Annotated in this window: 16 protein-coding genes; 8 read left to right on the top strand and 8 right to left on the bottom strand. The window is 69.8% G+C overall.

Translation table 11 applies throughout. From position 1 onward, the window contains the following. Positions 1 to 2 precede the first annotated feature (2 nt). The 3 genes from ACIRBX_RS36575 to ACIRBX_RS36585 form a co-directional block, all read right to left on the bottom strand. Positions 3 to 989, bottom strand: coding sequence for an ABC transporter permease (locus tag ACIRBX_RS36575; protein ID WP_402304352.1), 987 nt, complete (start codon positions 987 to 989; stop codon positions 3 to 5). A 346-nt stretch (positions 990 to 1,335) separates the two neighbouring features. Beyond that, complete coding sequence (locus ACIRBX_RS36580; RefSeq protein WP_402304355.1) at positions 1,336 to 2,790, bottom strand: GH1 family beta-glucosidase; 1,455 nt, start codon at positions 2,788 to 2,790, stop codon at positions 1,336 to 1,338. 286 nt (positions 2,791 to 3,076) lie between these two features. Then, positions 3,077 to 4,129: a LacI family DNA-binding transcriptional regulator gene (locus ACIRBX_RS36585; protein ID WP_402304357.1), complete on the bottom strand. Its 1,053-nt coding sequence runs from the start codon at positions 4,127 to 4,129 to the stop codon at positions 3,077 to 3,079. Positions 4,130 to 4,652: 523 nt separating this feature from the next. Here ACIRBX_RS36585 and ACIRBX_RS36590 point away from each other — a divergent pair. Further along, positions 4,653 to 5,933: a glycoside hydrolase family 6 protein gene (locus tag ACIRBX_RS36590; RefSeq protein ID WP_402304360.1), complete on the top strand. Its 1,281-nt coding sequence runs from the start codon at positions 4,653 to 4,655 to the stop codon at positions 5,931 to 5,933. A gap of 620 nt (positions 5,934 to 6,553) precedes the next feature. Here the strand turns inward: ACIRBX_RS36590 and ACIRBX_RS36595 are convergent. Further along, complete coding sequence (locus ACIRBX_RS36595; RefSeq protein ID WP_402304363.1) at positions 6,554 to 6,853, bottom strand: hypothetical protein; 300 nt, start codon at positions 6,851 to 6,853, stop codon at positions 6,554 to 6,556. Positions 6,854 to 6,883: 30 nt separating this feature from the next. Further along, entirely contained in the window at positions 6,884 to 7,318 is a 435-nt protein-coding gene (locus tag ACIRBX_RS36600; RefSeq protein WP_402304365.1) for a hypothetical protein, read from the bottom strand. Positions 7,319 to 7,845: 527 nt separating this feature from the next. On the opposite strand from ACIRBX_RS36600, the gene ACIRBX_RS36605 reads away from it, so the two are divergent. Continuing rightward, complete coding sequence (locus ACIRBX_RS36605) at positions 7,846 to 10,077, top strand: hypothetical protein (RefSeq protein ID WP_402304368.1); 2,232 nt, start codon at positions 7,846 to 7,848, stop codon at positions 10,075 to 10,077. A gap of 456 nt (positions 10,078 to 10,533) precedes the next feature. Beyond that, positions 10,534 to 11,775, top strand: a complete 1,242-nt coding sequence (locus tag ACIRBX_RS36610; RefSeq protein WP_402304371.1) for a hypothetical protein — start codon at positions 10,534 to 10,536, stop codon at positions 11,773 to 11,775. Between the two features lie 321 nt (positions 11,776 to 12,096). On the opposite strand, the gene ACIRBX_RS36615 is transcribed toward ACIRBX_RS36610, so the two are convergent. The 3 genes from ACIRBX_RS36615 to ACIRBX_RS36625 form a co-directional block, all read right to left on the bottom strand. Next, positions 12,097 to 13,134 (bottom strand): UvrD-helicase domain-containing protein, encoded by a 1,038-nt coding sequence (locus tag ACIRBX_RS36615; protein ID WP_402304374.1) that lies wholly within the window; start codon positions 13,132 to 13,134, stop codon positions 12,097 to 12,099. Then, on the bottom strand, positions 13,118 to 14,716 hold the full coding sequence (locus ACIRBX_RS36620; protein WP_402304377.1) for an ATP-dependent nuclease: 1,599 nt from the start codon (positions 14,714 to 14,716) through the stop codon (positions 13,118 to 13,120). Before ACIRBX_RS36620 ends, ACIRBX_RS36615 begins: the two co-directional genes overlap by 17 nt. Before the next feature lie 811 nt (positions 14,717 to 15,527). Then, entirely contained in the window at positions 15,528 to 16,871 is a 1,344-nt protein-coding gene (locus ACIRBX_RS36625) for a tetratricopeptide repeat protein (RefSeq protein ID WP_402304433.1), read from the bottom strand. Positions 16,872 to 17,057: 186 nt separating this feature from the next. On the opposite strand from ACIRBX_RS36625, the gene ACIRBX_RS36630 reads away from it, so the two are divergent. The 5 genes from ACIRBX_RS36630 to ACIRBX_RS36650 all read left to right on the top strand — a co-directional run bounded on the left by ACIRBX_RS36630 (position 17,058) and on the right by ACIRBX_RS36650 (position 20,991). Beyond that, positions 17,058 to 17,576 carry an ATP-binding protein gene (locus ACIRBX_RS36630; RefSeq protein WP_402304379.1) on the top strand — a complete coding sequence of 173 codons (519 nt, stop codon included), beginning with the start codon at positions 17,058 to 17,060 and terminating at the stop codon, positions 17,574 to 17,576. Between the two features lie 102 nt (positions 17,577 to 17,678). After that, positions 17,679 to 17,816, top strand: coding sequence for an albusnodin family lasso peptide (locus ACIRBX_RS36635; protein ID WP_402304382.1), 138 nt, complete (start codon positions 17,679 to 17,681; stop codon positions 17,814 to 17,816). 71 nt (positions 17,817 to 17,887) lie between these two features. After that, complete coding sequence (locus ACIRBX_RS36640; RefSeq protein WP_402304384.1) at positions 17,888 to 19,708, top strand: albusnodin/ikarugamycin family macrolactam cyclase; 1,821 nt, start codon at positions 17,888 to 17,890, stop codon at positions 19,706 to 19,708. Next, entirely contained in the window at positions 19,701 to 20,429 is a 729-nt protein-coding gene (locus ACIRBX_RS36645; protein WP_402304388.1) for a lasso peptide biosynthesis B2 protein, read from the top strand. The genes ACIRBX_RS36640 and ACIRBX_RS36645 overlap by 8 nt, the downstream gene beginning before the upstream one ends. Before the next feature lie 7 nt (positions 20,430 to 20,436). Continuing rightward, a complete protein-coding gene (locus ACIRBX_RS36650; RefSeq protein WP_402304435.1) occupies positions 20,437 to 20,991 on the top strand; it encodes a GNAT family N-acetyltransferase in 555 nt (184 codons plus the stop codon). The last annotated feature ends 30 nt before the right edge of the window (positions 20,992 to 21,021 follow it).

Below are 21,021 nucleotides of genomic sequence, written 5' to 3' on the forward strand. Positions count from 1 at the left end.
GCTCATGCCTCCTTGCGGGCGCGGGGGTCCAGGGCGACGTAGGCGAGGTCCGCGATCAGGTTCACGGCCAGCACGGTGAACACGACGACCAGCAGGACGCCCTGGAGCAGGGGGAAGTCGCCGGTGAGGATCGCCTGGTAGATCTGCCAGCCGACGCCGGGGTAGGTGAAGACGATCTCGGTGACCAGGGAGCCGGTGACCACCAGGCTGATCGACAGGGCGAAGTTGGCGATGGTCGGCAGGATCGCGTTGCGCGCGGCCACCGCCGCCACCTTCCACGGCGGCAGGCCCTTGGCGGCCGCGACCAGGACGTAGTCCTGGTCCATCGTGGTGATCATCAGGTTGCGCATGCCGACCACCCAGCCGGCCAGCGAGGCGAGCACGACGGTCAGCACCGGCAGGACGGCGTGCCCGGCCACGCTGAGGACGAACGGGCCGTTCCACCCCGGCGTCAGGTCGGCGTCCCGGCCGATGTCGTACCCGTTCTGGTAAGGGAGGAGGCCGCCGAAGAAGCCCAGCGTCATCATCACCAGGAACGCCAGGATGAAGTACGGCACCGCCTGGAAGAACGTGGTGGCCGGCAGCAGGGCGTCGAGCACGCCGCTGCGCTTCCACCCGATGACGATGCCGCCCACCGTGCCGACCAGGAAGGCCAGCACGGTCGCGGTGCCCACCAGCCCCAGCGTCCAGGGCAGGCTGTCGCCCAGGATGGTGGCGACCGGCGCGGACTGCGAGGTGGAGACGCCGAGGTCGCCCCGGAGCAGGTGGCCCAGGTAGGTCAGGTACTGCGCGGGCAGGCTCTCGGTGCCCGCGCCGTACTGGGCCTCCAGGGCCCTGATGGCGTCCTGGTCGAGGTTGGCGGAGCGCAGCTTGGACAGCACGTTCTGCAGCGCGCTGCCGGGCAGGAGCCGGGCGAGGAAGAAGTTGGCGGTCACCGCCGCGAAGCCGGCCAGCAGGTAGAAGCCGAGACGGCGCACGATCGTTCGCATCTGCGGGATCTCCTTCAGGCCGTCCGGCGGGCCGGTGCGGGCCGGCCCCGCCGCTGGCGGGGGGTCGGGTGGGGCGGGAGGGCATCGGGTGTGGCGGTCACGGGCGGGGCCTCGGAGCTCGGGCGGCCGGGCGGGCACGGGTGCCTGCGGGGCTGGGGGTCGGTCGGGTGGCGTGTGGTCGGACGGGCGGCGCGGACGGGCAGCCGTCGGACGGATGGGGTGTCGGACGGGCGGCTGTCGGACGGATGGGTGTCGGACGGGCGGAGCGGCGTCCGGTGTCGCCGTCCGGCGGCCGGCGCGTGGTCAGGCGGCGCGCGCCGCCTGACGGCGGGTCGGGGTGGCGGGGTCAGGGCAGCCGGGTCAGTCCGCCGCGGCGGCTGGTCGCGCCGTACCAGTGGGCGCTGTTCTTGGGGGTGCGCCGCTGCGAGGCGAAGTCGACGTAGACCAGGCCGAAGCGCTTGGCGTAGCCGTAGGCCCACTCGAAGTTGTCCATCAGGGACCAGGCGAAGTACCCGGCCACCGGGATCCCCGCCTCGATCGCGTCGTGCACCGCGCCGAGGTGCTGGTGCAGGTAGGCGATGCGGTCGGTGTCGTTGACCGTGCCGTCGGGCGAGACGTAGTCCTCGCAGGCCATCCCGTTCTCGGTGATGACGATCGGCAGGCCCGGGCGCTCGGTGTGGATCCGGTCCAGCAGGTCGCGCAGGCCGGAGGCGTCGATGCTCCAGTTCATCGCGCTGACCTCGCCGGGCGGCTGGTGGAAGGCCACCGCCTCGGCGCCGGACCAGGGGCTGTGCTCACTGCGGCCGTGCGCGTCGCTGCGGACGCCTCCGCCGGCCGAGACCACGGCCGGGGTGTAGTAGTTCAGGCCGAGCTGGTCGATCGGGGCGGCGGCGGCCGCCAGGTCGCCGGGGTGCACCAGGGCGTCCCAGTCCACCAGGTGGCCGGTGTCCGCGAGCAGGTCGTCGTCGTACGCGCCGCGCAGCATCGGGCCGAGGAAGATCCGGTTGCCCACCGCGTCGATCCGCCGGGCGGCGTCGAGGTCCGCCGGGCCCGGGGTGAGCGGGCGGACCTGGTGCAGGTTGAGCGAGACCGAGAGCTCGGCGCCGGGCGGCAGGACGGCGCGCAGGGCGCCCGCCCCGAGGCCGTGCGCCAGGTTGAGGTGGTGGGCCGCGCGCAGGGCGTCGCCGGCGTCGGTGCGGCCCGGGGCGTGCACGCCGGACCCGTAGCCCAGGAACGCCGAGCACCACGGCTCGTTCAGGGTGGTCCAGTGCCGCACCCGGTCGCCGAGCGCCTCGCCCACCAGGAGTGCGTAGTCCGCGAAGCGCTCGGCGGTGGCGCGCTGCGGCCAGCCGCCGGCGTCCTCCAACTCCTGGGGCAGGTCCCAGTGGTAGAGCGTGGCCAGCGGGGTGATCCCGGCCTCCAGCAGTCCGTCCACCAGACGCCGGTAGAAGTCCAGGCCCATCTCCACCGCCGGGCCGCGCCCGGTGGGCTGCACCCGGGGCCAGGACACCGAGAACCGGTAGGCGTTCAGCCCCAGCTCCTTCATCAGCGCGACGTCCTCGCGCCAGCGGTGGTAGTGGTCGGCGGCCACGTCGCCGGTGTCGCCCCGGTGCACCCGGCCGGGCGTGCGGCAGAAGGTGTCCCAGATGGACGCCCCGCGCCCGTCCTGCCGCGCCGCACCCTCGATCTGGTAGGCGGAGGTGGCGCTCCCCCACAGGAAGCCGGCGGGGAAACGGCGGAGCTCCTCGGGCGGGGCGGTGGTGGTGCCGGAGGCGGCCGGTGGGGCCTGGACGAAGGTCATCTTGGGAGCGCTCCCATTCTGGGCACGGCACGGGGCCGCGCCACGACGCCGGGCGGAGCCGGCGGCTGCCGGCACGGAGGGGGTGGGGTGATCGGCACATCGCTGCGCAGTTCTGGAAGCGCTTCCAGTGCCGTGCCGGAAGTTTCAGGCGCGTAAGCCAGGGGTGTCAAGGGCATCAACCGAGCAAATCCCGCAGCAAACTGGAAGCGCTTCCAGCAGCGGACGCACCACGCCGGACGCGGGGCGCCGTGCCCGCCCGGTGCTTCGTGGACTGCCCGCCCCCGCCTCAGTGGGCCTGCGTCGCCTCGGTGGGCCCCGGCCCGACGACGGGGGCCGACTCCCGGACGGTCAACCGGGTCGGCAGCACCAGCGGGCTCGGGTCCCTGCCGTCGAGCACCCCGACCAGCATCCGGGCCATCTCGTGCCCCAGCGCCCGCACCGGCTGGTGCACCGTGGTCAGCGGCGGGCTGGTCAACCGGGCGCTGGCCAGGTCGTCGAACCCGATCACCGCCACGTCCTCCGGCACCCGCCGCCCCCTGCGGCGCAGCGCCCGCAGCGCACCGACCGCCATGTTGTCGGAGGCCGCGAAGACCGCGTCCAGCTGCGGATGCGCATCGAGCAGCTCGTCCATCGCGGCCTCACCGCCCTCGATCTGGAAGTCGCCGCAGGCCACGTCCAGCAGCGGGACCCCGGCCAGCAGCAGGCCCTCGGCGAAGCCCCGCTCCCGGATCGCCGACACCCGCTGATCGGCCTGCCCGGTGATCATCACCGGGTGCCGGCGGCCACTGTCGACGAAGTGCTCGGCCGCCAGCCTGGCCCCGCCCCGGTTGTCGGCGTCCACGTACCAGCGCGGTTCGCCATGCAGCGGCAGACCGCCGAAGACCACCGGCACGCCCGGGTCCGTCCCGAGCGCCGCCAGCGGGTCCCGGCCGTCCAGGGGCATCAGGATGACCCCGTCCGCCCGGCGGGAGCGGACCATCTGCCGCAGCCGCTCGCGGCCCCGCGGGGTGTTGGCCAGCAGCAGGATCAGCTCCAGGTCGGACTCCTCCAGTGCGGTGCTGACCCCCACCACCACCTCCGCGAAGAAGGGATCGGCGAACAGTCCGGGCTCGTCCGTGGATGCGGCCAGCACCACCGCCCCGACCTTCCGGGTGGCCAGCGCCCGGGCCGTCGGGTTCGGCACGTAGCCGAGCTCCCTGACGGCCCGCTCCACCGCCTCCCGCTTGGCCCGGCTGACGTGCGGGACGTTGTTGATCACCCGCGACGCCGCGGTACGCGACACGCCCGCACGCTCCGCCACTTCGTCGAGGGTCGGCATGCGCCTGGGCGACGGCTCCATCGAAACACCTGCTCCTCGGCTGCGCGGGGCTGCGAACACCGCGAATGATCCCACGTCCGCCGCCTCGGGTGTCGCGCGCCCCCGGTGACCGACCCGGCAGATCGCCGGGGGTTTCCGGGAGCGCTTCCGGTCGATCGGTCCGTAGGTGCTCCCCCCTGACCCGCACCGTCCGGCGACCGGACCTCGGTGGCCGACGACGTCCGTCTCGTCCGGTGTCCGACACGGTCCGAGGCGTTCCACCGCGATCTCGGGACCCACGGTCGGCATCCCGGAGAACCCTTGACACCTCCGGAGCGCGCCCACCACCATGAGGGCCCACGGCAGCCTGTGCGGCACAGAACTGGAAGCGCTTCCATGCCCAGTCTCCCTCTCGCTCGGCTTCCGCACGCCTGTCCGGGCCCGGGCCCGGGCCCGGCGACCGCTCTGCGGCGCGCCCGTCCACCGATCCGCCCCTGCCTCGCCGCGCGCTCCCGGGCACGGCGACCGGCCCCACCCGCCACCCCGCACGAAGGAGACCTCCCCCATGCGCCGAGCACGACGACTGCTCACCCCGCTGGCCTGCGCGGTGCTCGCCTCGGGCGCCCTCGGCGGCGGCGCGGCTGCCGCCGGCCAGGGCACTCCCCCGGCCGACCACACCCTCCCCAGGAACACCCGGTTCCACGTCGACCCCGAAGCGGGCGCCGCCCGGCAGGCGGCCGCCGACCTCCGGGCCGGGAAGGTCCAGGACGCCCTGCGGATGGCCCAGTTGGCGAGCTGGCCGCAGGCGATCTGGCTCGACTACGGCACCCCCGCCGAGATCCGGAAGGTCGTCCGGACGACCATGCTGGCCGCCAAGGCCCTCGGGACCGTCCCGGTCTTCGTGCTCTACAACGTGACCGGCCGGGACTGCAGCTTCTACTCCGCCGGCGGCGCCGACAGCCCGGAGGAGTACCGCGCCTGGGTCCAGGGGGTGGCCGACGGCATCGCCGACAGCCGTGCCGCCGTCATCGTCGAACCCGACGGCCTGGCCCTGCTCCCGAAGGACTGCCCCGAAGGCGACCCGGACGGCACCCGCACCGAACAGCGCTACGCCAACATCCGTACCGCCGTCGACCTGATCGAGGCCAAGCCCCGGACGTCCGTCTACCTCGACGGCGGCAGCAGCAACTGGCAGCCGGTCGGCGAACTGGCCGGGCGCCTCCTCAAGGCCGACCTGGCCAAGACCCAGGGCTTCGCCCTGAACGTCTCCAACTACCAACCCACCGACCAGCTCAACCGGTACGCCACCTGGGTCTCCAAGTGCGTCTGGTACGCCACCGAGGGCCCGGCCGAGGCCCGTGGCCGCACCGACGCCTGCGCCAGCCAGTACTACTCACCGGCCGCCCCCAACGACGGCCGGCCCGGCAACGCGGTCGACTTCTTCGACACCTCCACCTGGAGGTGGGTGGACGCCTGGTTCGACAGCACCGTGGGCACTCCCCCGGTCGAGGACCTCACCCACTACGTCCTGGACAACAGCCGCAACGGGAAGGGCGCCTGGATCCCGCCCGCCGGCAAGTACACCGACGCCGAGCCCTGGTGCAACGCCCCCGGCCGCGGCATCGGCGTCCGGCCCACCGCCGACACCGGCCAGCCCCTCGCCGACGCCTACCTCTACGTCAAGACCATCGGCGAGTCCGACGGCACCTGCCACCGGGGCACGGCGGGTCCCGCCGATCCCGAGTACGGCGCCGAGGACCCGGCTGCCGGCGCCTGGTGGCCGGCCTTCGCCCACACCCTGGCCCGGAACGCCAGCCCCGCCCTCACGTTCAACCTCGGGCGCTGAACAACGACTTGACCGGCCATCACCCACCCGGGCGACACCCGGGTGGGCACCGGCCCGTCGGTCGGCTCGTCGACCGCAAGGCCGGATCGCCCGCCCGGTCACCTGATCGGCTGACGCAGAGCTCCATCCGAACCTTCACACACCGGCTCGCACCGCCCGTCCGGGACGTGGTCGGCGCTCTTCTCCTCCGCGCCGAGATCACCCGACACGTCGACGGCCTCCGCCAGAGCCGCCACGACCTTCGGTGGAACATCCCGTAGGAGCCGCAGCCGAGTTGGCGACTCCGGTGGCGGCTCACCCCCCAGCGGGCGAGCCGTCGGCGGCAGCACGGTACCGTCCGGTCCGGTGTGGGAGTCGATGCTGCCCGCGAGGAACTTGCCTGGGCGTCGACCGCCTGCATCGGAGCCGGGCGGTGGCACATCCGGTCTCCCTATGGATCGGCGCAGGGTCGGTCCAGCCATCCGCACTGCTGCGTGAGCCGGTTGACGGGTCATCACACCTGCCGGCGGTCGGGCGGTGACACCACCCAGCGGGCCGACGCTTCCGCACTCGGCGGCCGAGGCGCCGGTCGGGGGGAAGGCCGGGGCGGGCCAGTGGCGCCGCCGCCCGCACCACCACGGTCAGCCGGAGACCCGGAATGTGCAGAGGGAGCAGCCGTCGCAAGTGACGCCGACGGCTTCCTTTCGGAGCCGGGGCTGGAGTTGCCGGGCCCGGGGTGACAGGGCGACCCACTGGCGGCTGGCCTGGGTATTGGGGGTGGTCATGCAGAGCTGGTTGTTGTCGATCGCGGACAGGGTCCAGCGGACGTGGATGAGGGCGGGGTGGAGCAGGACGTCGTGCCAAGGCAGGTCAAGGGCTTCGCCCTTGCGCAGGCCGCTGCAGACGATCAGCTCGATCAGGTCCGCGAACTTCGGGTTCACCCTGCGGCAGTACTGCAGGAAGGTGACCGCCTAGGCGACGGTCCGGATGACGCGCTCCTCCGAGTGGGGCCTGGGGATGACCGTCGGCCTCGCGACGTTGGCCGGCAGGCGGTGGGTGCGCTTGGCCTCCCCCAGAGCGGAGGAGAGGGTGGCGAGGATGCGCCAGAGGGTGGACCGGCCACGGCCGGAGGCGAGTTGGCCACGGGCGTAGGCGGGGAGGTGCTCATAGGCGAGGTCGTCCAGGCGCGCCGCGCCGAGCGCGGGGATGAGGTCCTTGATGACATAGTCGCGGTAGCGCACCCAGGTGGTGGGCTTCTGCCGCAGCTTCTTCGCCGCCAACCAGTCAGTGAGGTACTCGGCCACCGTCTGGTTCGGGTCCGCGTTCACCCCGATCCGCAGGCCGGCCAGTAAACGGCTCAACGCGGTGCGGGCCAAGTCCTCGGTGGCGAAGCCGCCGCCGCGCATTGTGCGGTTGTGCCCGCCCGGTGCGAGCGCGAGGAGCTCGACGGCGAACGCCCAACTCCCGTGGTCGCGTTCGGCGGTAAGGCGGGGGCAGTGAGAGCCGAGCTGGTGGGGCTGTTCGTCGCGACAGCCACAGCGACGGAAGACACGTCCCACACTCCAGTGGGCACGCCTGACGATCACCTTCAGAAACAACTGGAACGACTACCTCCAGCATCCCTCCGATCAAGCCCGCAAAGCGAACAGCCGCGCTCAACGACCGCCGCTCCCCCGCCACCAGCAGCCGCCTATGGCGCTCACTCTCGGCTGGTGATCATCTGTAGATGGCAACCTTCATCCGTGCGGCTCCGCCAGCACCGAGTCAGCGGAGCCAGCGCGGGTCCCTGGTTCTGCGAGGCGCCCCTGGTTGGACGGGCTGGGTACCACGGACGTGCTCTCGCGGTCGTGCAGTTCTCCGAGAACAGCGAGCATCGGGCCTGATGTCGTTGCCGCCGGATAGGCTCACATGCCGAGACTGACAGGGGAGTTACGTGCTCGACTCTGTGCTGACAGCTGATGTCCCGCTCGGCCCGTTCGAGGGCCACCTCGTCCCCGTCTTCTCGGCTAAGGGCAAATCCTCCAAGCTGCACGCTCACCTGCGCTGCCCCCGTTTGCGCGCCGACGGAGCGGTGGCGTCCGAGGCGCCGCTGAACGCCGCGACGATCACCCGGATGTGCTCGGTCTGCGCGCACCGCGGGGACTGGGACCGGCCGGACAGTGGTGTCGGCGTTTTCCTGCGTGCGCTCGGCGGCTATTTCGGGCTGCTCTCCAAACTGCAGGAGTACACGGAGGCGAATCCGGACGACGAGGTGACACAGGAGGACGCCGAAGGCGCGGCGAAGGTGCTGCGCACCGAGCCGGTCCCCGAGGACGACGAGACGTACGACCAGGACCGAGAGGCCCGCGATAGTGCGGAACGCCTGCGGGACCTGCTCCTGACCCACTGGCGTGACGCGGCGAACAGCCTTCATCTCGCCGAGTCCGTCGTCGCGGCGTTCCCCTGGCTGACCGACTGGGCGCGGCCGAAGGTGGCATGGAAGAAGGACTACCTCCAGACGCTGCGCGAACGAGCGGGGCTGTTCATCGACGCGGCCGGACTGGTGGAAGCAGCGGCGGCCACGAGCCTGGAAATGCCCGAACTCCCAACGGGCGACGAGGCGTTCCGTGCCATCGGTGACAACAGGGAGATTGCCTGGCGGCTGCGGTCGATGTGGTCCCAGTGGCAGAGCGCGGCGGCGAACGCGTGGGGACTGCCAGGCGACCATCTGGTCACCTATCACGCCGTCGGGGGGATCAATTCACGGCGCAAGGGGTACGACGAGGCCCGCCGTGCGGCAGACCGGCTCCTCGCCTCCTGGGAGGAGTCGGCACGCCAGGCCGCGCGCACGGCGGACACGACGGCGATGGTGACGCTGACCGCACAACTCCAGGAACCCGAGGAGGAGGACACCTACGCGCAGCGCCGGCATGAGCGGGGCCTGCTGGGCGGCCTCGACAGGTGGACGGTCGGTGTCCTGCTCACCCACCTCACCGGTGCCGACTGGGGTCGGCGCCAGCTCACCTTCCGTGCTCCACAGCTGATCGCCGACCAGCTCCTCGCCCGTACAGCGCTCGTGTGCTGCGAGCCAGAGCCTGCCGTCCCCGACGCCACAGCGGCCACCGGCGAGGCGAGTCTCCTGACCCCGGGTGTCTTCGACGACACGGCCGTGCACCAGCGCCTCCCCCTCACCGCAGAGCACCTGCGGCTACTGCGTACCGCGCCCGGCTCCGAGGACCAGCTGTACACGGTGTTCTCCACCGACACCGGGACCGAGGTCCTGCCCTTCAAGGAGTTGGAGAGGCGTGCGGCCCGTGGCTGGCGAGGCGTCCTCGTCGCCAGCTCCGCCGACCTGCCCGCTTCCCTGATCGACCCATGGTCGAAGGAGATCGGCGAGCGCCCCGAAGACCTCTCGACCAGGTGGCGGGATCGGATGCGTGAAGCCGACGACCCGTTGTTCGGCGAGCGGCTCGGCCTGGCCGCCGGCGCAGAGCGCGCCGCCTGGCTGGTCTTCAGCGACCGCCCTTGGGCGCGCGAGTTCAACCTGCGGCTGCTCGCGGTGGCCCGCGGGGTCCCGGACCTGCGAAGTCTGGACCCCGGGTACGACCGTGCCGGACGCTCGCAGAGCCTGCCCAGCCCGGTGTGGCACGGACTCCTCGCCCACGGCCAGGACTTGGACCTCGAGCCCTTCGAAGCACCCAACGACAGCACTTGGAAGCGCAGCGGGAGCGGCATCCCGCTGGGTGTCCTCGCGCAGGTCCAGATCTACACGGTCAACGCCGACCCCCGCTACCGGGGCAAGGGGCACTCGCCGTTCTGCTCCCATGTCCGCGAGCGCGGCGTCGTCGCGAACGACGACCTGCTCACCATCGCCGACCTGCTCGGTGACACGAAGTTCGACTGGTGCAGCAAGTGCTGGGGCTACACGGTCCGCCGCCTCACGGACACCCAACTCGCCCACTACCGTGCCGCCCACCGGCTCCACGACATCGCGCGGCAACTGGATCCCGGCCGGGGTGGGTACGACCCCAACCGTCTCGGCGAGTTGGTGGAGCAACTCGTGGAGCTCGAGAAGTGGGACCCCGACGCCGACGACCGCACCTTCAGCGAGGACTCCAGCCGGTGGCGCCAAGTCGTCCGCGAGCTGCTGCTCCGAGCCAGGTCCGCCCGACCGGACCAGCCCTGACCCTCCCCCGCCCTGCAGCTTGACGAGGTACCTACTTCACCCACAGGACCATGTAGCGTTTGAGGACATCACGCCCCATCGCCAACTCCTCGTTTTCTCAATTGAGTTGGGCGTTTCCCCGGCGCAGTCACGCCAGCTCGTCGCTCTCCCGGTCCCGGTGCCACCGGTATGCCGGGCCAGCCACACCCACGTCGAGAGCGTGGTCTCGTTGACCCCCAGCTCCCTCGCGACCTTCTCCGCCACGACTCCGAACTTCACATTCATTCACGGCCTCTACGCTACGAGGCGAAGGTCACAGCCGCGAAGGGCAGGTTGTAAACGAACGTCCCAAGCATCGTCGCTGCCAAGCACCTGCGGGACTACGAATGGGTTGCTCAGCTCATAATTGGAGTCAGTGCCGAGCGACCCGGCGCATCGTACCCGCCCCGGGTACACTCACCGCGATCGGAGATCATCGTGAAGAACAGCGCGTTGTGGCGAGTGGTCGACAACGAGAGTGGTGCCCAGTCCATCGTCAGCACACCCTCCGAGGCGGTCGCGTTCGTCAACAGCCGGTTCGACACCGATGACGACGAGGAGCCGTTCAGCATCACCGAGGTCGGCCCTCTCCTTCCGAAGCCGCTCGGGGTCATCACCGCATGGGCCGCCAAGAAGGACGGCGAGCGAACCGATGGGCGTACTGCGCCGATCACCATCAGGCCGGTTGTGACGGCTAGCGCCATCGAGTGCGATGACGTCGTGCTCTGGGACGATGTGTATGTGTCATGGGAGCACGACATGTACACGGTTGAGGCTCCGGATGCCGCCGAGTCCAGTGAGGCATACAGCGCAGCCGAGTTGAGCGAGATCCTTGACGAGTACGCCGGCGACTACGAGCACGCGCCTGAAGAACCTGACAGCCATAGCTGGCCGAAGCTAAGAGAGTTGATCCCCTACGGGGCCCAGCAGTGTGCCAAGCAGTTCGGGCACCTTGACGATGACGCCCTGCTGTGGCTGGCTGCCACACGCATCACGCTCGCCGTATGGCGCAACACACCCGTCGAGAACTGGCATGCCGGTACTAGTCCGCTCCACGACGGCACGATGATGCGGATCAACGTGGCAACCACCCGACTCGTGCGCTCGATGCTGTCCTTCGACCATGTCGACTGGATCGCCGTGGGTCTCGCGATCGTCAACCCGTCTCGGGTTCTACCGACCGGGCAGTCCGTGCTCGAGCTCGGGCTGGCCTGCCACAACACTGACGACCCGGCACACGAGGTTGATCCGCGAGAAGAACTCGCGGAGATGACACAGGCTGCGATCTCATGGGGGCGAAGGTACCGCCTTCATGAGAAGGAGTTCGGCCTGCGAACCCTGATCGAATTCTTCTGCGCGTCCGACAACGGCTGGTTCGGAGCTCCCAGTTGGGGGCGCATCGTCGATCGTTTTCTTAAGGCTGTCGACGACCGGGAGAATGCGCACTGGCGCCTGCACCGGGACGAGCCTTGGTTCGATGAGTGGTTCACCAACCGCCCGGCCGACATTGCGGACACCACGGAATTTCGTCGGCTGCTCCTCACCGGGCCCGACCTGCTGTCCGAGGAGGCCGCCGAATGGTGCGTGGACGGTTCCATCGGCTACGTCTGCCGGGACGACCACGTGAACGACTGCTGGCGGTGCGGTGTCCCGCTGGCAACCGAGTCCCCCAGCGAGTGAACGTGGGCACCAGCGTAGGAACGTACGAACCTCTGGCGGGCCAGAACCTCGGATCTGCTCGTCTAGGCACTGTCCGGCGGATCGGCTCTGATCCATAGGCGGAGCGAGGCAACGGGTGACGTCCCGCGGAAGACGTAGGCCCGTTGTGGTAGCGGGTAGCGACCACGCGGAAGGTCTTTAGCCGGTCGTTGGTGTACTCGACTTCGTTGCGGCGCCGGCAGGTGTCCGCGTCGAAGGCGGGTGGCCGGCCTCTTATGCGGCTGCGGCGCTGGCGGTTCGCCCTCTGGGGCCGCCGCAGCGCCAGCTGCCCGGCCGCGCAGTTCAGGGCACCACGAAGGCGACGCTGTGCTTGGCCCGAGTGACCGCGACGTACAGCTTCTCGCGGCTGCCGGCTTCGGCGGGGTTGCGGGTCCGCAAGTATTTGATCATGGGCTTGGTGGGGAAGAGCAGGATGCGTTCGAAGGTGCTGCCCTTCGACAGCCCGATGTTCATCGCGGCCAGCCCAAGTGTGTCGGCGCGCTTGTCGTAGCGCAGTACCGTCGGCGAGTACCGGCTGACGTACTCGTGTACCTCGTGGGGCCTGATCTCGAAGATCCCGTCGTGGTTGGTGATCTCGGTGTTCTTCGAGACCGTCGGCTCGAGTTCCGGGAACAGGCCGTCGGCGAAGTCGCAGATCTGCTGGTTGCAGCGGTAGCTCTCGGAGCGTGTTTCCAAGGCACAGTAGTCGGTTCGTCTCTTCAGCCAGTCGACGATGCCGCCGCCCTTGTACGCCTTGTTCTTGGTCGAGTTGTTGGTCGCGTAGGTGAACTGCCGAGGGTCGCCGACCAAGGTGACGCCGATCGGCGACCGGAACAGCAGGTCCAGCAGTTCGAGGTCGTGGCCGACAAGGTCTTGGACCTCGTCAATGTAGATGTGGTCGAACATGGCTGCGAGGCGTGCGATGACCTTGCCGCCGGTGGCGGTGTTCGCTCGGATGGCGAAGTCCGAGAGGCTGTCACGGAACATGTCGTGGCGACGGTCCATGTAGAACTGCCGCGGTTTGGTCCGCGGTACGTACCGGGGGCGGGCCGCCACGAAGTCCAGGCCGCGGATCAGTCCCACTTCGTCGAGGACGGCTACCTGGTAGGGCCGGGCGCACTCGTTGAGCAGGAATGTGAACCAGCCCATTGTGGTGACGTGGGCGGGCAGAGTGCCGGCCGCGGTGCTAAGCCGGTCGGTGATCTGGCTCAGGTTCTCGGTGGTGTACGTGGTCACCAGGACGCGTTTCGTCCGGTCCGCCAGGACGCTGTCCACGATCTGCTGGGTCTTGCGCGAACCGGCGGCCGCGATCACCGCGAGGTTGTCAGGCGACGGCGTCACGGATGTACTCCGGCATGGTGATGGTTTCGCCGTCGAAGACGGCCAGGGCCACCGTCGTCTTGTTGTTCTTCATGTAGTCCAGCAGGTTCTGCGAGCTACTGAAGGTCGTTCCGAGCACCCGGTTCAACACGGCGAGGTTGTTGGCCTTGAGGAGCTGCGGCTCCAGCGTCTCGAAAGCCTCGCCCTCGCCGACACAGACCTTGATGTTCGGTTTGCTCGTGTAGGCGGCGTACTTTGCCCGCACGACGACTGCGTCCTTGCCGTCGTTGTCGGTCACCACAGCCACCTGGTTCCGGGGCAGGAGGGCGGCGATGTCGAGGAACCGCTTGAACGACAGGCCGCGGATGTTGATGACGTCGACGCCGTCCTCGCTCGGCAGACAGCCGTGCCTGTCCAGGTAGGCGCGCTGCACCACCAGTTCGTCGGAGGGGCCCTCTACCAGGATCGACCGGCGGGCGAGGACCACGCGCAGGGTGTCGTAGCCGGAGAGCTTCCTGAAGTAGTCCCGGGTCTCGGAGGACAGCTGGTCGAGCCGGAACCCGCCGTCGGCCGTCAACAGGACCAGGTTGTCCAGGCCGAGCTTGTTCAGGACGAACGAGCTGTGGGTCGTGATGAAGAGCTGCTTGCCGGCGCACTTGTCGCCGATCTTCTTCACCAGCCTGCCGAGGTTCGGAAAGGACAGGTGGTTCTCCGGCTCCTCTACGAGCAGGATGTGGGAATCGGCGACCTGCTTGTTGAGCGCGAGCAGGATCTTCAATGTGCTCTGCTCGCCCTTACCCACGTACTGAAACGGCAATTCGTCCAGGTGAGGGACCAGGCTGTTCTCCCAACTGGCCCTGTGTGAAAGGTCGATGCCGAGAGTCAACTCCCGATCGCTGACCTCCCTCGGAGCGCCCCGCAGTTCCTCGTTGATCTTGCGGATCGCATCGTCGTCGGCGAACCCCTGCTGAAGGTTGCGGTACGCCCGGGTGAGCCCGACCCGCTGGCCGGCTTCCAGGTTCTGGCTGATGATGCGGTTGAGATAGTAATCGACGCCGCTCTGGAGCTGGATGTTCGACGCGTCGATCAAGGAGGCAGTGGCCGGCACGCTGCGGAAGGTGATGGGGTTCCCGGAGAACCCCATCCAGTCCACCCGGTAGTACTCGGTGGGAATCAGCTGCACCTGACTGGGGTCCTTGATGAACTCCTCGTACTCCGGCGCGAAATCGGGATTCAGGTATGCCCGGATACGGACCCCGCACCGGTCGGCCCTGCGCAGGTTGTTCGCGCCTCGGAGCACCGCGGACTCGGTTGTGTCCGCAAGGAAGAGGTCGATGATGATCTCCGGCGGCCGGGCGTCGACGGTGCCGCTCCGGAGCATGTGGAGGTAGTCCTTCACCACCCCTTGGTGGAACAGGAAGGGGGACAGCTCCTGGGAGAAGGGTCTGCCTCGGAGTCGATTGGTCAGAGCAAGCCCGATGGCCTCCAGGATCGTCGACTTACCGGCGTCGTTGTCACCCACGAGGATGTTCATCGTGGGATCGAACTCGAGCTCGAAGTTGCGAAACGTCCGGAAGTTGCGAATAGAGATACCGGTAAGCAAGCAGGCGCTCCTCGCCCTTGATTGACACAGACATGCTCGAAACTCGCACAGGCCTGCGGAATCATCCAAGCATGCCGGATCGTAGATCTGCTCGTATGAGTTTCGCGCGGGTCCAGCTGATCCCCTACGTGGACTGGATCGGCTGGACCCTCGCGCTCGGCACCCCGCAGGTGAGGCTCGTCCAGTTCTGACCAGGACGGCCCTGCGGGACCGGCACGCCCACGGACCGTGCCGGTCGCGGCTGCCGCCTTGCCCATCCGGCCCGAACGGCGCCGCGAACGACGTCACCCATCCAAAAGTTCCAACTGCGGGACCAGCAGGAATCCGGTGTACGAGACCCGGTTGACCTACAGTCGAGCGGGCCGCAGAACACCATTGCCCACGAGCGTGGCCACCCAGTGATCTGTCCGCCGCCCACTGGGAGTTGATCGAACCTCTACTGACGACACGGCGCGCCGAGAGCGGGCTCGGCCACCAATGGGCACGCATCGACATCCACGCTCCACCCGGATCTTCGGTGGCCTTCAGCGGATCGGCGACCGTACCGGAGGCCAAGTGCAACCCTGCGGCGTCATGGTGGACACGGATGGTCATCGACGTTGCCCACGGGCAAAGCCGTCTCGCCCTGCTCCGTGGCCTCCCGCAGGGCTCCGACGACCCGGCGTTCCTCCAGTGCAGGCGAACTACCAGGATGCGTGCCTCGACCCCTGGTCGACTCTGTCATGCCCCCGGTTTCCCTGGGCGCATCGCAGCAGCACTGTGTAGCCCACCGTTTCGGCATCGGGGAGCGGAATCCAGTCTTCATGGTCGCTCATGCTCGGCGGGGCGCCATCAGCCTCGCTCGGTCGAGGAGTTCGCGAGCACGGGAGTTGTGGCGGTGCGGAAGTATCGCGGAGATCATGGTGCGAAATCGATCGTCGGCACGACCGGATTGCACATGCGGGAAGTCATTCAGCGCCAGATGCCAGCTCCCTACGGCTTCCTCCAGTCGTCCGGCTTCCAGCAGCCACTCGGCAGCCATCCCTCGGTGGCGGACCCGGGCCCGGCGGTAGACCGCAGGCCGGATCTTCTCGGAGTGCTGCAGTGCGCGGATCGCGCCGTCGCGGTCGCCGAGCTCATAGCTGACCTGAGCGACGTGGTACGCGAGCGAGGAGGGGTCGTAGGAGCCGTGGGCCTTGGCCTTGGACTCGGCCTGCTCCATGGCGATCTCAGCGGAATGGAGCTTGGCGAGCGCACCTGAGCGGTCGCCGGTCTGGGCGAGGGCGTGCGCCTGCTGACCGGCGAGGAAGGCCCGCATGCGAGGCCCGGCCTCGGGCGAGGCAGCTGACGCAGCATCGGCGTATCGCAACGCGGCCTGGCCATGGCCGAGTTCGACGGCCTGGACACTCATGCCCCGCAGGGTGGTGCAGTAGGTGAGGTGGTCGCCTGCGGCCAGCGCCAACTCGAGGGCCTTGGTGTAGTAACTCTGGCCAAGGAGGTCCAGACGCTCGTCCACGGCCATGTAGCCGGTCAGGTAGAGGTGGTCGGCTGCGGCCGAGAGCATCGCCTTACGGACAGCTTCCGTGGCAGTGGCCCTGAGGTAGGGGGCGATGTTGTTGACCATGAACGCCGCCGCCATCGGGCGCGCGGCCCGGCCTCCGAACTGGTCGTCGAGCTCGCTGATCTTCTCCGTCATGGCGATGACGGACTCCACCTCGGCCATGCCGACGCGGGCGTGCGGGTCGGCCTTCAGTTTCTCGAACCGCCCCATGTGGTCCGGCCAGCCGGGAACGGTGAGAGCGACCGAGTACAAGCCCGCCCCGAGCACACCCCTACGTGATGGGTCCATATCCATGCTCCCCAGATCGATCAGTCCCGTCACCGTATCCGTGGACGCGGGTTGCATGTGGGGATGATCGGCGAACCCGGCCTCGAACGCGGTCACCGCCCGGCCCAAGCGCCGGGTCAATACCTCCAGCACCACGTTCTGATACTTCGTCATAGGTCGTGTGCCGGCGAGCCAGTGCGAGACTGCGGACTCGTCGTACTTCAACTTGAACCCGGCCTCGGTGCCGGAGCGGTTGACCGCGCGGGCGAACTCGCCGTTGCTCGACCACCGGCACTCGGCGACCAGCGCCGCCAGCTTGCCGTTGGGTGTCCGTACGCGTGCCACCAGTGCCCCCGGCCGCAGGTTTCAAGGGTTTCAGACGCTCGGCACGTTCCTACCGTATTCACGCCCGGCGCACACCTGTTGACTCATAGTCAGGTCAGCCCGGTCCTCCTCGGTGGGCCGGTCCCCGGCCGCCAACCGCTCGGCGTGCGGCCCGCTGACCTTCCGTCCAGCGCCGAAGGATTCCTCACCATGCCCGTGCACACCGCCTCAACCATGCTGATCCGCGACCCCGCCTCCGTGCCGAAGGCCCGGCGCTGGGTCCGGTCCCAGGTCGCCGGCTGGGGCGTCCAGCTGGATGACGCCACCCTTGATGCCATCGAGGTGGTCACCTCCGAACTGGCCACCAACGCGGTCCGGCACACCGCCGGAGCGATGATCATCCTTGGCGTGCACGCCCACCCGGACCGGCGGCGGCTGCTGGTGGAGGTCCACGACGGCTCCGCCGCCCTCCCCCGACCCCGTGTGGTCGGCCCCGACGACGGGAACGGCCGCGGCCTGTTCCTGGTCAAGCACCTGGCCACCGGCCACGGTGCCGAGCTGACCGAGCGAGGCAAGAAAGTGTGGGCCGAGCTGCAGTTGCCCGAGCAGCCGTTGACGCGCCGTCAGCTACTGGCCCACCCGAGCCGAGCGCTCCGCGCAGTGGTCCACCGCCTCGGTGGCCGGCGTCGCCCGCTGATACACCGCGCCGTGCTCGCCCCAGCGAGCTGACCCACCCCAGACTTCCCGCCCCGGGGCACCCCAGGGCGGGCGACCAGCACCTCACCCGAGGCGCTAGGCAGCACAACCCTGTTCCGTAGAGAGGACGAACTCATGAGCGACCTGACCAACACCGTGACCACCGGTGACGAGGACGACGCCGCGCTGATCGAGATCGGCGACCTGGCAGCCCTGACCGAGGGCCAGGGCCAGGGCAGCAGCGAGGACAAGCGCCGCGCCTACAACAGCTGACCCTACGGGGGTGCGGCCCGGCCTCTGGCCGGGCCGCACCCTTCGTTCGCCATCGCCCCTGGGAGGAATCCGTGATCTTCGGAGGGTTCAGCACCACCTTCACCACGCACCCGCTGCCCGTCAATGCGACCCCGCTCGTGGCCGGTTCGACCGCCTGGCGGCTCGGTGACGGCCCCAGCGCCGTGCGGGCAACGGCAGGCTGCAACCGGCGCGTCTTGGTGCTCGGTCCGTGCGGGGCGAGCGAGTTCGAGCTGTCCCTGCTCGCCAGCACCGCGCCGCCGGCCGATGTCACCTGGCGCTGGCCCGGCGCCTACACCGTGATCGAGGAGACCGCGACCACGGTGGTGGTTCACACCGACCCGGCCGCCGCCCGGCCCGTCTACGCCACCGCGTGGGGCGGTGGCTGGGCTTGGTCCACCTCCGCCCGGCTACTGGCCTCCCTCACCGGGGCGGACATCGACACCCAGCGGCTGGCCTGCGCGGTGTTCACACCGTCGGTGCCCGCCCTCACCACGGGCCGAACCTTCTTCACCGGGGTGCACCAGCTGCAGCCAGGAGCCCGGGTGGAACTTCCTGCCGACGGCAGCGACTTGCGGATCACCACCACGTGGCGGCCGGACCCGGTGCCCGGTCGGCTGCCGTACATTCAGCTCCACGATGCGCTCGCTGCCTCGGTCATCCTGCGGGCCAAGACCCCCGGCCTGTCGGCGGACCTGTCCGGCGGCCTGGACTCCACCAGCGTCACCGTACTCGCCACCATCACCATGCCCGCCGGCCAACAGCTCAACGCGGTCACCGTCCACCCGGCAGGCGACCCCGGTGGAGCCGACCTACATCACGCCCGACTTGCCGCCGCCCGGCACCCACACCGAATCGCTCACCACCTACTGCCACTGACCGACCGTCACCTTCCCTACAGCCGAATCACCGAGGTTCCGGCCACCGACGAACCAGCGCCGTCGACCCTCACCCATGCCCGCCTCACCACCCAGTTGCAGTGGATGCGCGACGAACTGGGCACCCAGACCCACCTGACCGGCGACGGTGGCGACAGTGTCCTGTTCCAGCCCCCGATCCACCTCGCCGACCTCATCCACCACCGCCACCTCCGACGAGCGGCAGCCGAGGCATTCGGTTGGGCCCGCCTGCGGCACACCTCGGTCGGCCCGCTGCTGCGAGACGCCGCCCGAGCCAGCCGCACCACCCGCACTCAGGCCCTCGCGGACCTGGCTCGGGTGGTCGGAGCGACCGAGCGCGACGACCACGGCAAGGTGTCCTGGTTCCCACTACCGCCCTTCCCCGTCTGGGCCGCGCCGGACGCACGGCTCCTGCTCCTCGAAGCCGCCGAGCAGGCCGCCGCCGCTGCCGATCCACTGCCCGGCCTGGACTCTGCGGTACGAGCAGGAGTGGACGAGATCCGCGAAGTGGCCCGCACCGCCGCGGCCGATGCTCAGCTCGCCACCTCGTGCGGCGTCAACCTGCACAACCCGTTCCTCGACTCGGTGGTGGTGGACGCGGTACTGACCACACCGTTGGAGCTGCGCCCGCCCCTGCACGCCTACAAACCGCACCTGGCCCGCGCGATGTCCGGCCTGCTGCCCCCCGAGACCGCAGCCCGCACCACCAAGGGCAGCTTCGACGCCGACCACTACACCGGCCTGCGGACCAACCACCGCGAACTGGCCACCCTTGCCGACGGCCACCTCTCCGCCTTCGGCCTCCTGCACCCCGCACGGTTCCGCCAACACCTGGCCCGCGCCGCCGCAGGCCTGCCGATGCCGCTCGCCACCCTCGAACAGGCTTTGACCGCGGAAGCCTGGCTCACCGCCCACCACCGCCACCCCGCGCCCGCCTGGACCACGGCCCCCACATGGAGCGAGCCTCATGCCTGACCTCGACCTCCTCGTGCTGCCCGCCCATGTCCGCGCCGCCGACTTCGGGCACGTCCTGGTCCTCATCAACTACCGCACCGGCCACGTCCAAGGCCTGCTGCCCGATGCCGCCGCCCGCTTCCGCGACGCAGCCCGTACCGGTACCGCCCAACCCCTCTCCGGTTCCCTCGCCCACCAACTGCTGGCCGCCGAACTCCTCGCTCCCGGCCCGGCCGCCGCTCCCTGGCCGGTCATCACCACCACCACCCGGGCAGCGAGCTGGGGCAGCACCGAGCACCCCGCCGGAGCCGTCCGGCCCACCCCCGTACCCACCGGCAACCTGCTCGCCGCCGCAGGTGCCTTGGCGGCGGTCGCCGCCGTCAAGGCGGCAGGCGAGCGCCGCACCGCGATGCTCCGCCTCGTGCGCGCCATCGAGCGGACCGCGTCAACCTGCCGCCGCCCGGCCTCCCCTGATCAGGCGAAGGCGGCCGTGCTCGCCGTCCGGGCCGCCGGCTGGTACTCCCCGGCCCGCACCGCCTGCCTGGAGGAATCCACCGCTGCCGTGCTGCTGCTCGCCGCCCGCCGCCGCTCGGTCACCTGGTGCCACGGGATCGCCGCTGATCCGGTACGGCTGCACGCCTGGGTGCAGACTGAGGACGGCGTCCCCGTGGGCGAACCGCCCTCCACGCTCGCCTACGCACCCGTCCTCACCCTCGGAGCCCGCCATCACCGCCAGTCCTGAGCCGATCATCTGGGTCCACGACGACACCTGCGGCCTCGGCCCCTACCGCGCCGACCTCGTGGAGACCTACTGGCGATGGGAGCAGGACCCCACCCTGCTCGTCGGCTACGGCCGCCAGCAGCCCGAGTCCCTGGAAGCTCGAACCGAGGGCATCGCCCAGCAGCTCCGCGGCGACAACATCCGCTTCACCGTCTACGACCTCACCGGCGAGGCGCCAATCCCGGCCGGGGTCACCACCTTGCTGCCCGACTCGGCCGTCCGCACCGCCGAGTACGTCGTCATGCTCGCCCCCGAAGCCCGGGGAAAGGGCCTGGGCACCGCCGCCACCCGCCTCACCCTCGACTACGCCTTCCACATCACCAACCTGCGGATGGTCTGGCTCAAGGTCCTCACCCCCAACGAGGCAGGCGTCCGCGCCTACGAGAAGGCCGGGTTCAAGGCCGCCGGGACTCTGCGCGAGGCCGGGTACTGGCTCGGCCAGGTCTGCGACGAACTCGTCATGGACGCACTCGCCCGCGAGTTCACCGGCCCGTCCGCCATCAGCAAGCTGATGCGCCGTTAGCCGCCGCCCAACGTCCACGTCTCCACGCAC

Source organism: Kitasatospora sp. NPDC096147, assembly GCF_044763225.1.
GTDB lineage: Bacteria > Actinomycetota > Actinomycetes > Streptomycetales > Streptomycetaceae > Kitasatospora.

What these genes read in the sequence shown, in the direction of transcription:
- ACIRBX_RS36635 (WP_402304382.1), top strand. Translation starts at nt 17,679, where the DNA reads ATGAGCGACCTGACCAACACCGTGACCACCGGTGACGAGGACGACGCC.
- ACIRBX_RS36630 (WP_402304379.1), top strand. Translation starts at nt 17,058, where the DNA reads ATGCCCGTGCACACCGCCTCAACCATGCTGATCCGCGACCCCGCCTCC.
- ACIRBX_RS36645 (WP_402304388.1), top strand. Translation starts at nt 19,701, where the DNA reads ATGCCTGACCTCGACCTCCTCGTGCTGCCCGCCCATGTCCGCGCCGCC.
- ACIRBX_RS36575 (WP_402304352.1), bottom strand. Translation starts at nt 989, where the DNA reads ATGCGAACGATCGTGCGCCGTCTCGGCTTCTACCTGCTGGCCGGCTTC.
- ACIRBX_RS36585 (WP_402304357.1), bottom strand. Translation starts at nt 4,129, where the DNA reads ATGGAGCCGTCGCCCAGGCGCATGCCGACCCTCGACGAAGTGGCGGAG.
- ACIRBX_RS36590 (WP_402304360.1), top strand. Translation starts at nt 4,653, where the DNA reads ATGCGCCGAGCACGACGACTGCTCACCCCGCTGGCCTGCGCGGTGCTC.
- ACIRBX_RS36580 (WP_402304355.1), bottom strand. Translation starts at nt 2,790, where the DNA reads ATGACCTTCGTCCAGGCCCCACCGGCCGCCTCCGGCACCACCACCGCC.
- ACIRBX_RS36600 (WP_402304365.1), bottom strand. Translation starts at nt 7,318, where the DNA reads ATGCGCGGCGGCGGCTTCGCCACCGAGGACTTGGCCCGCACCGCGTTG.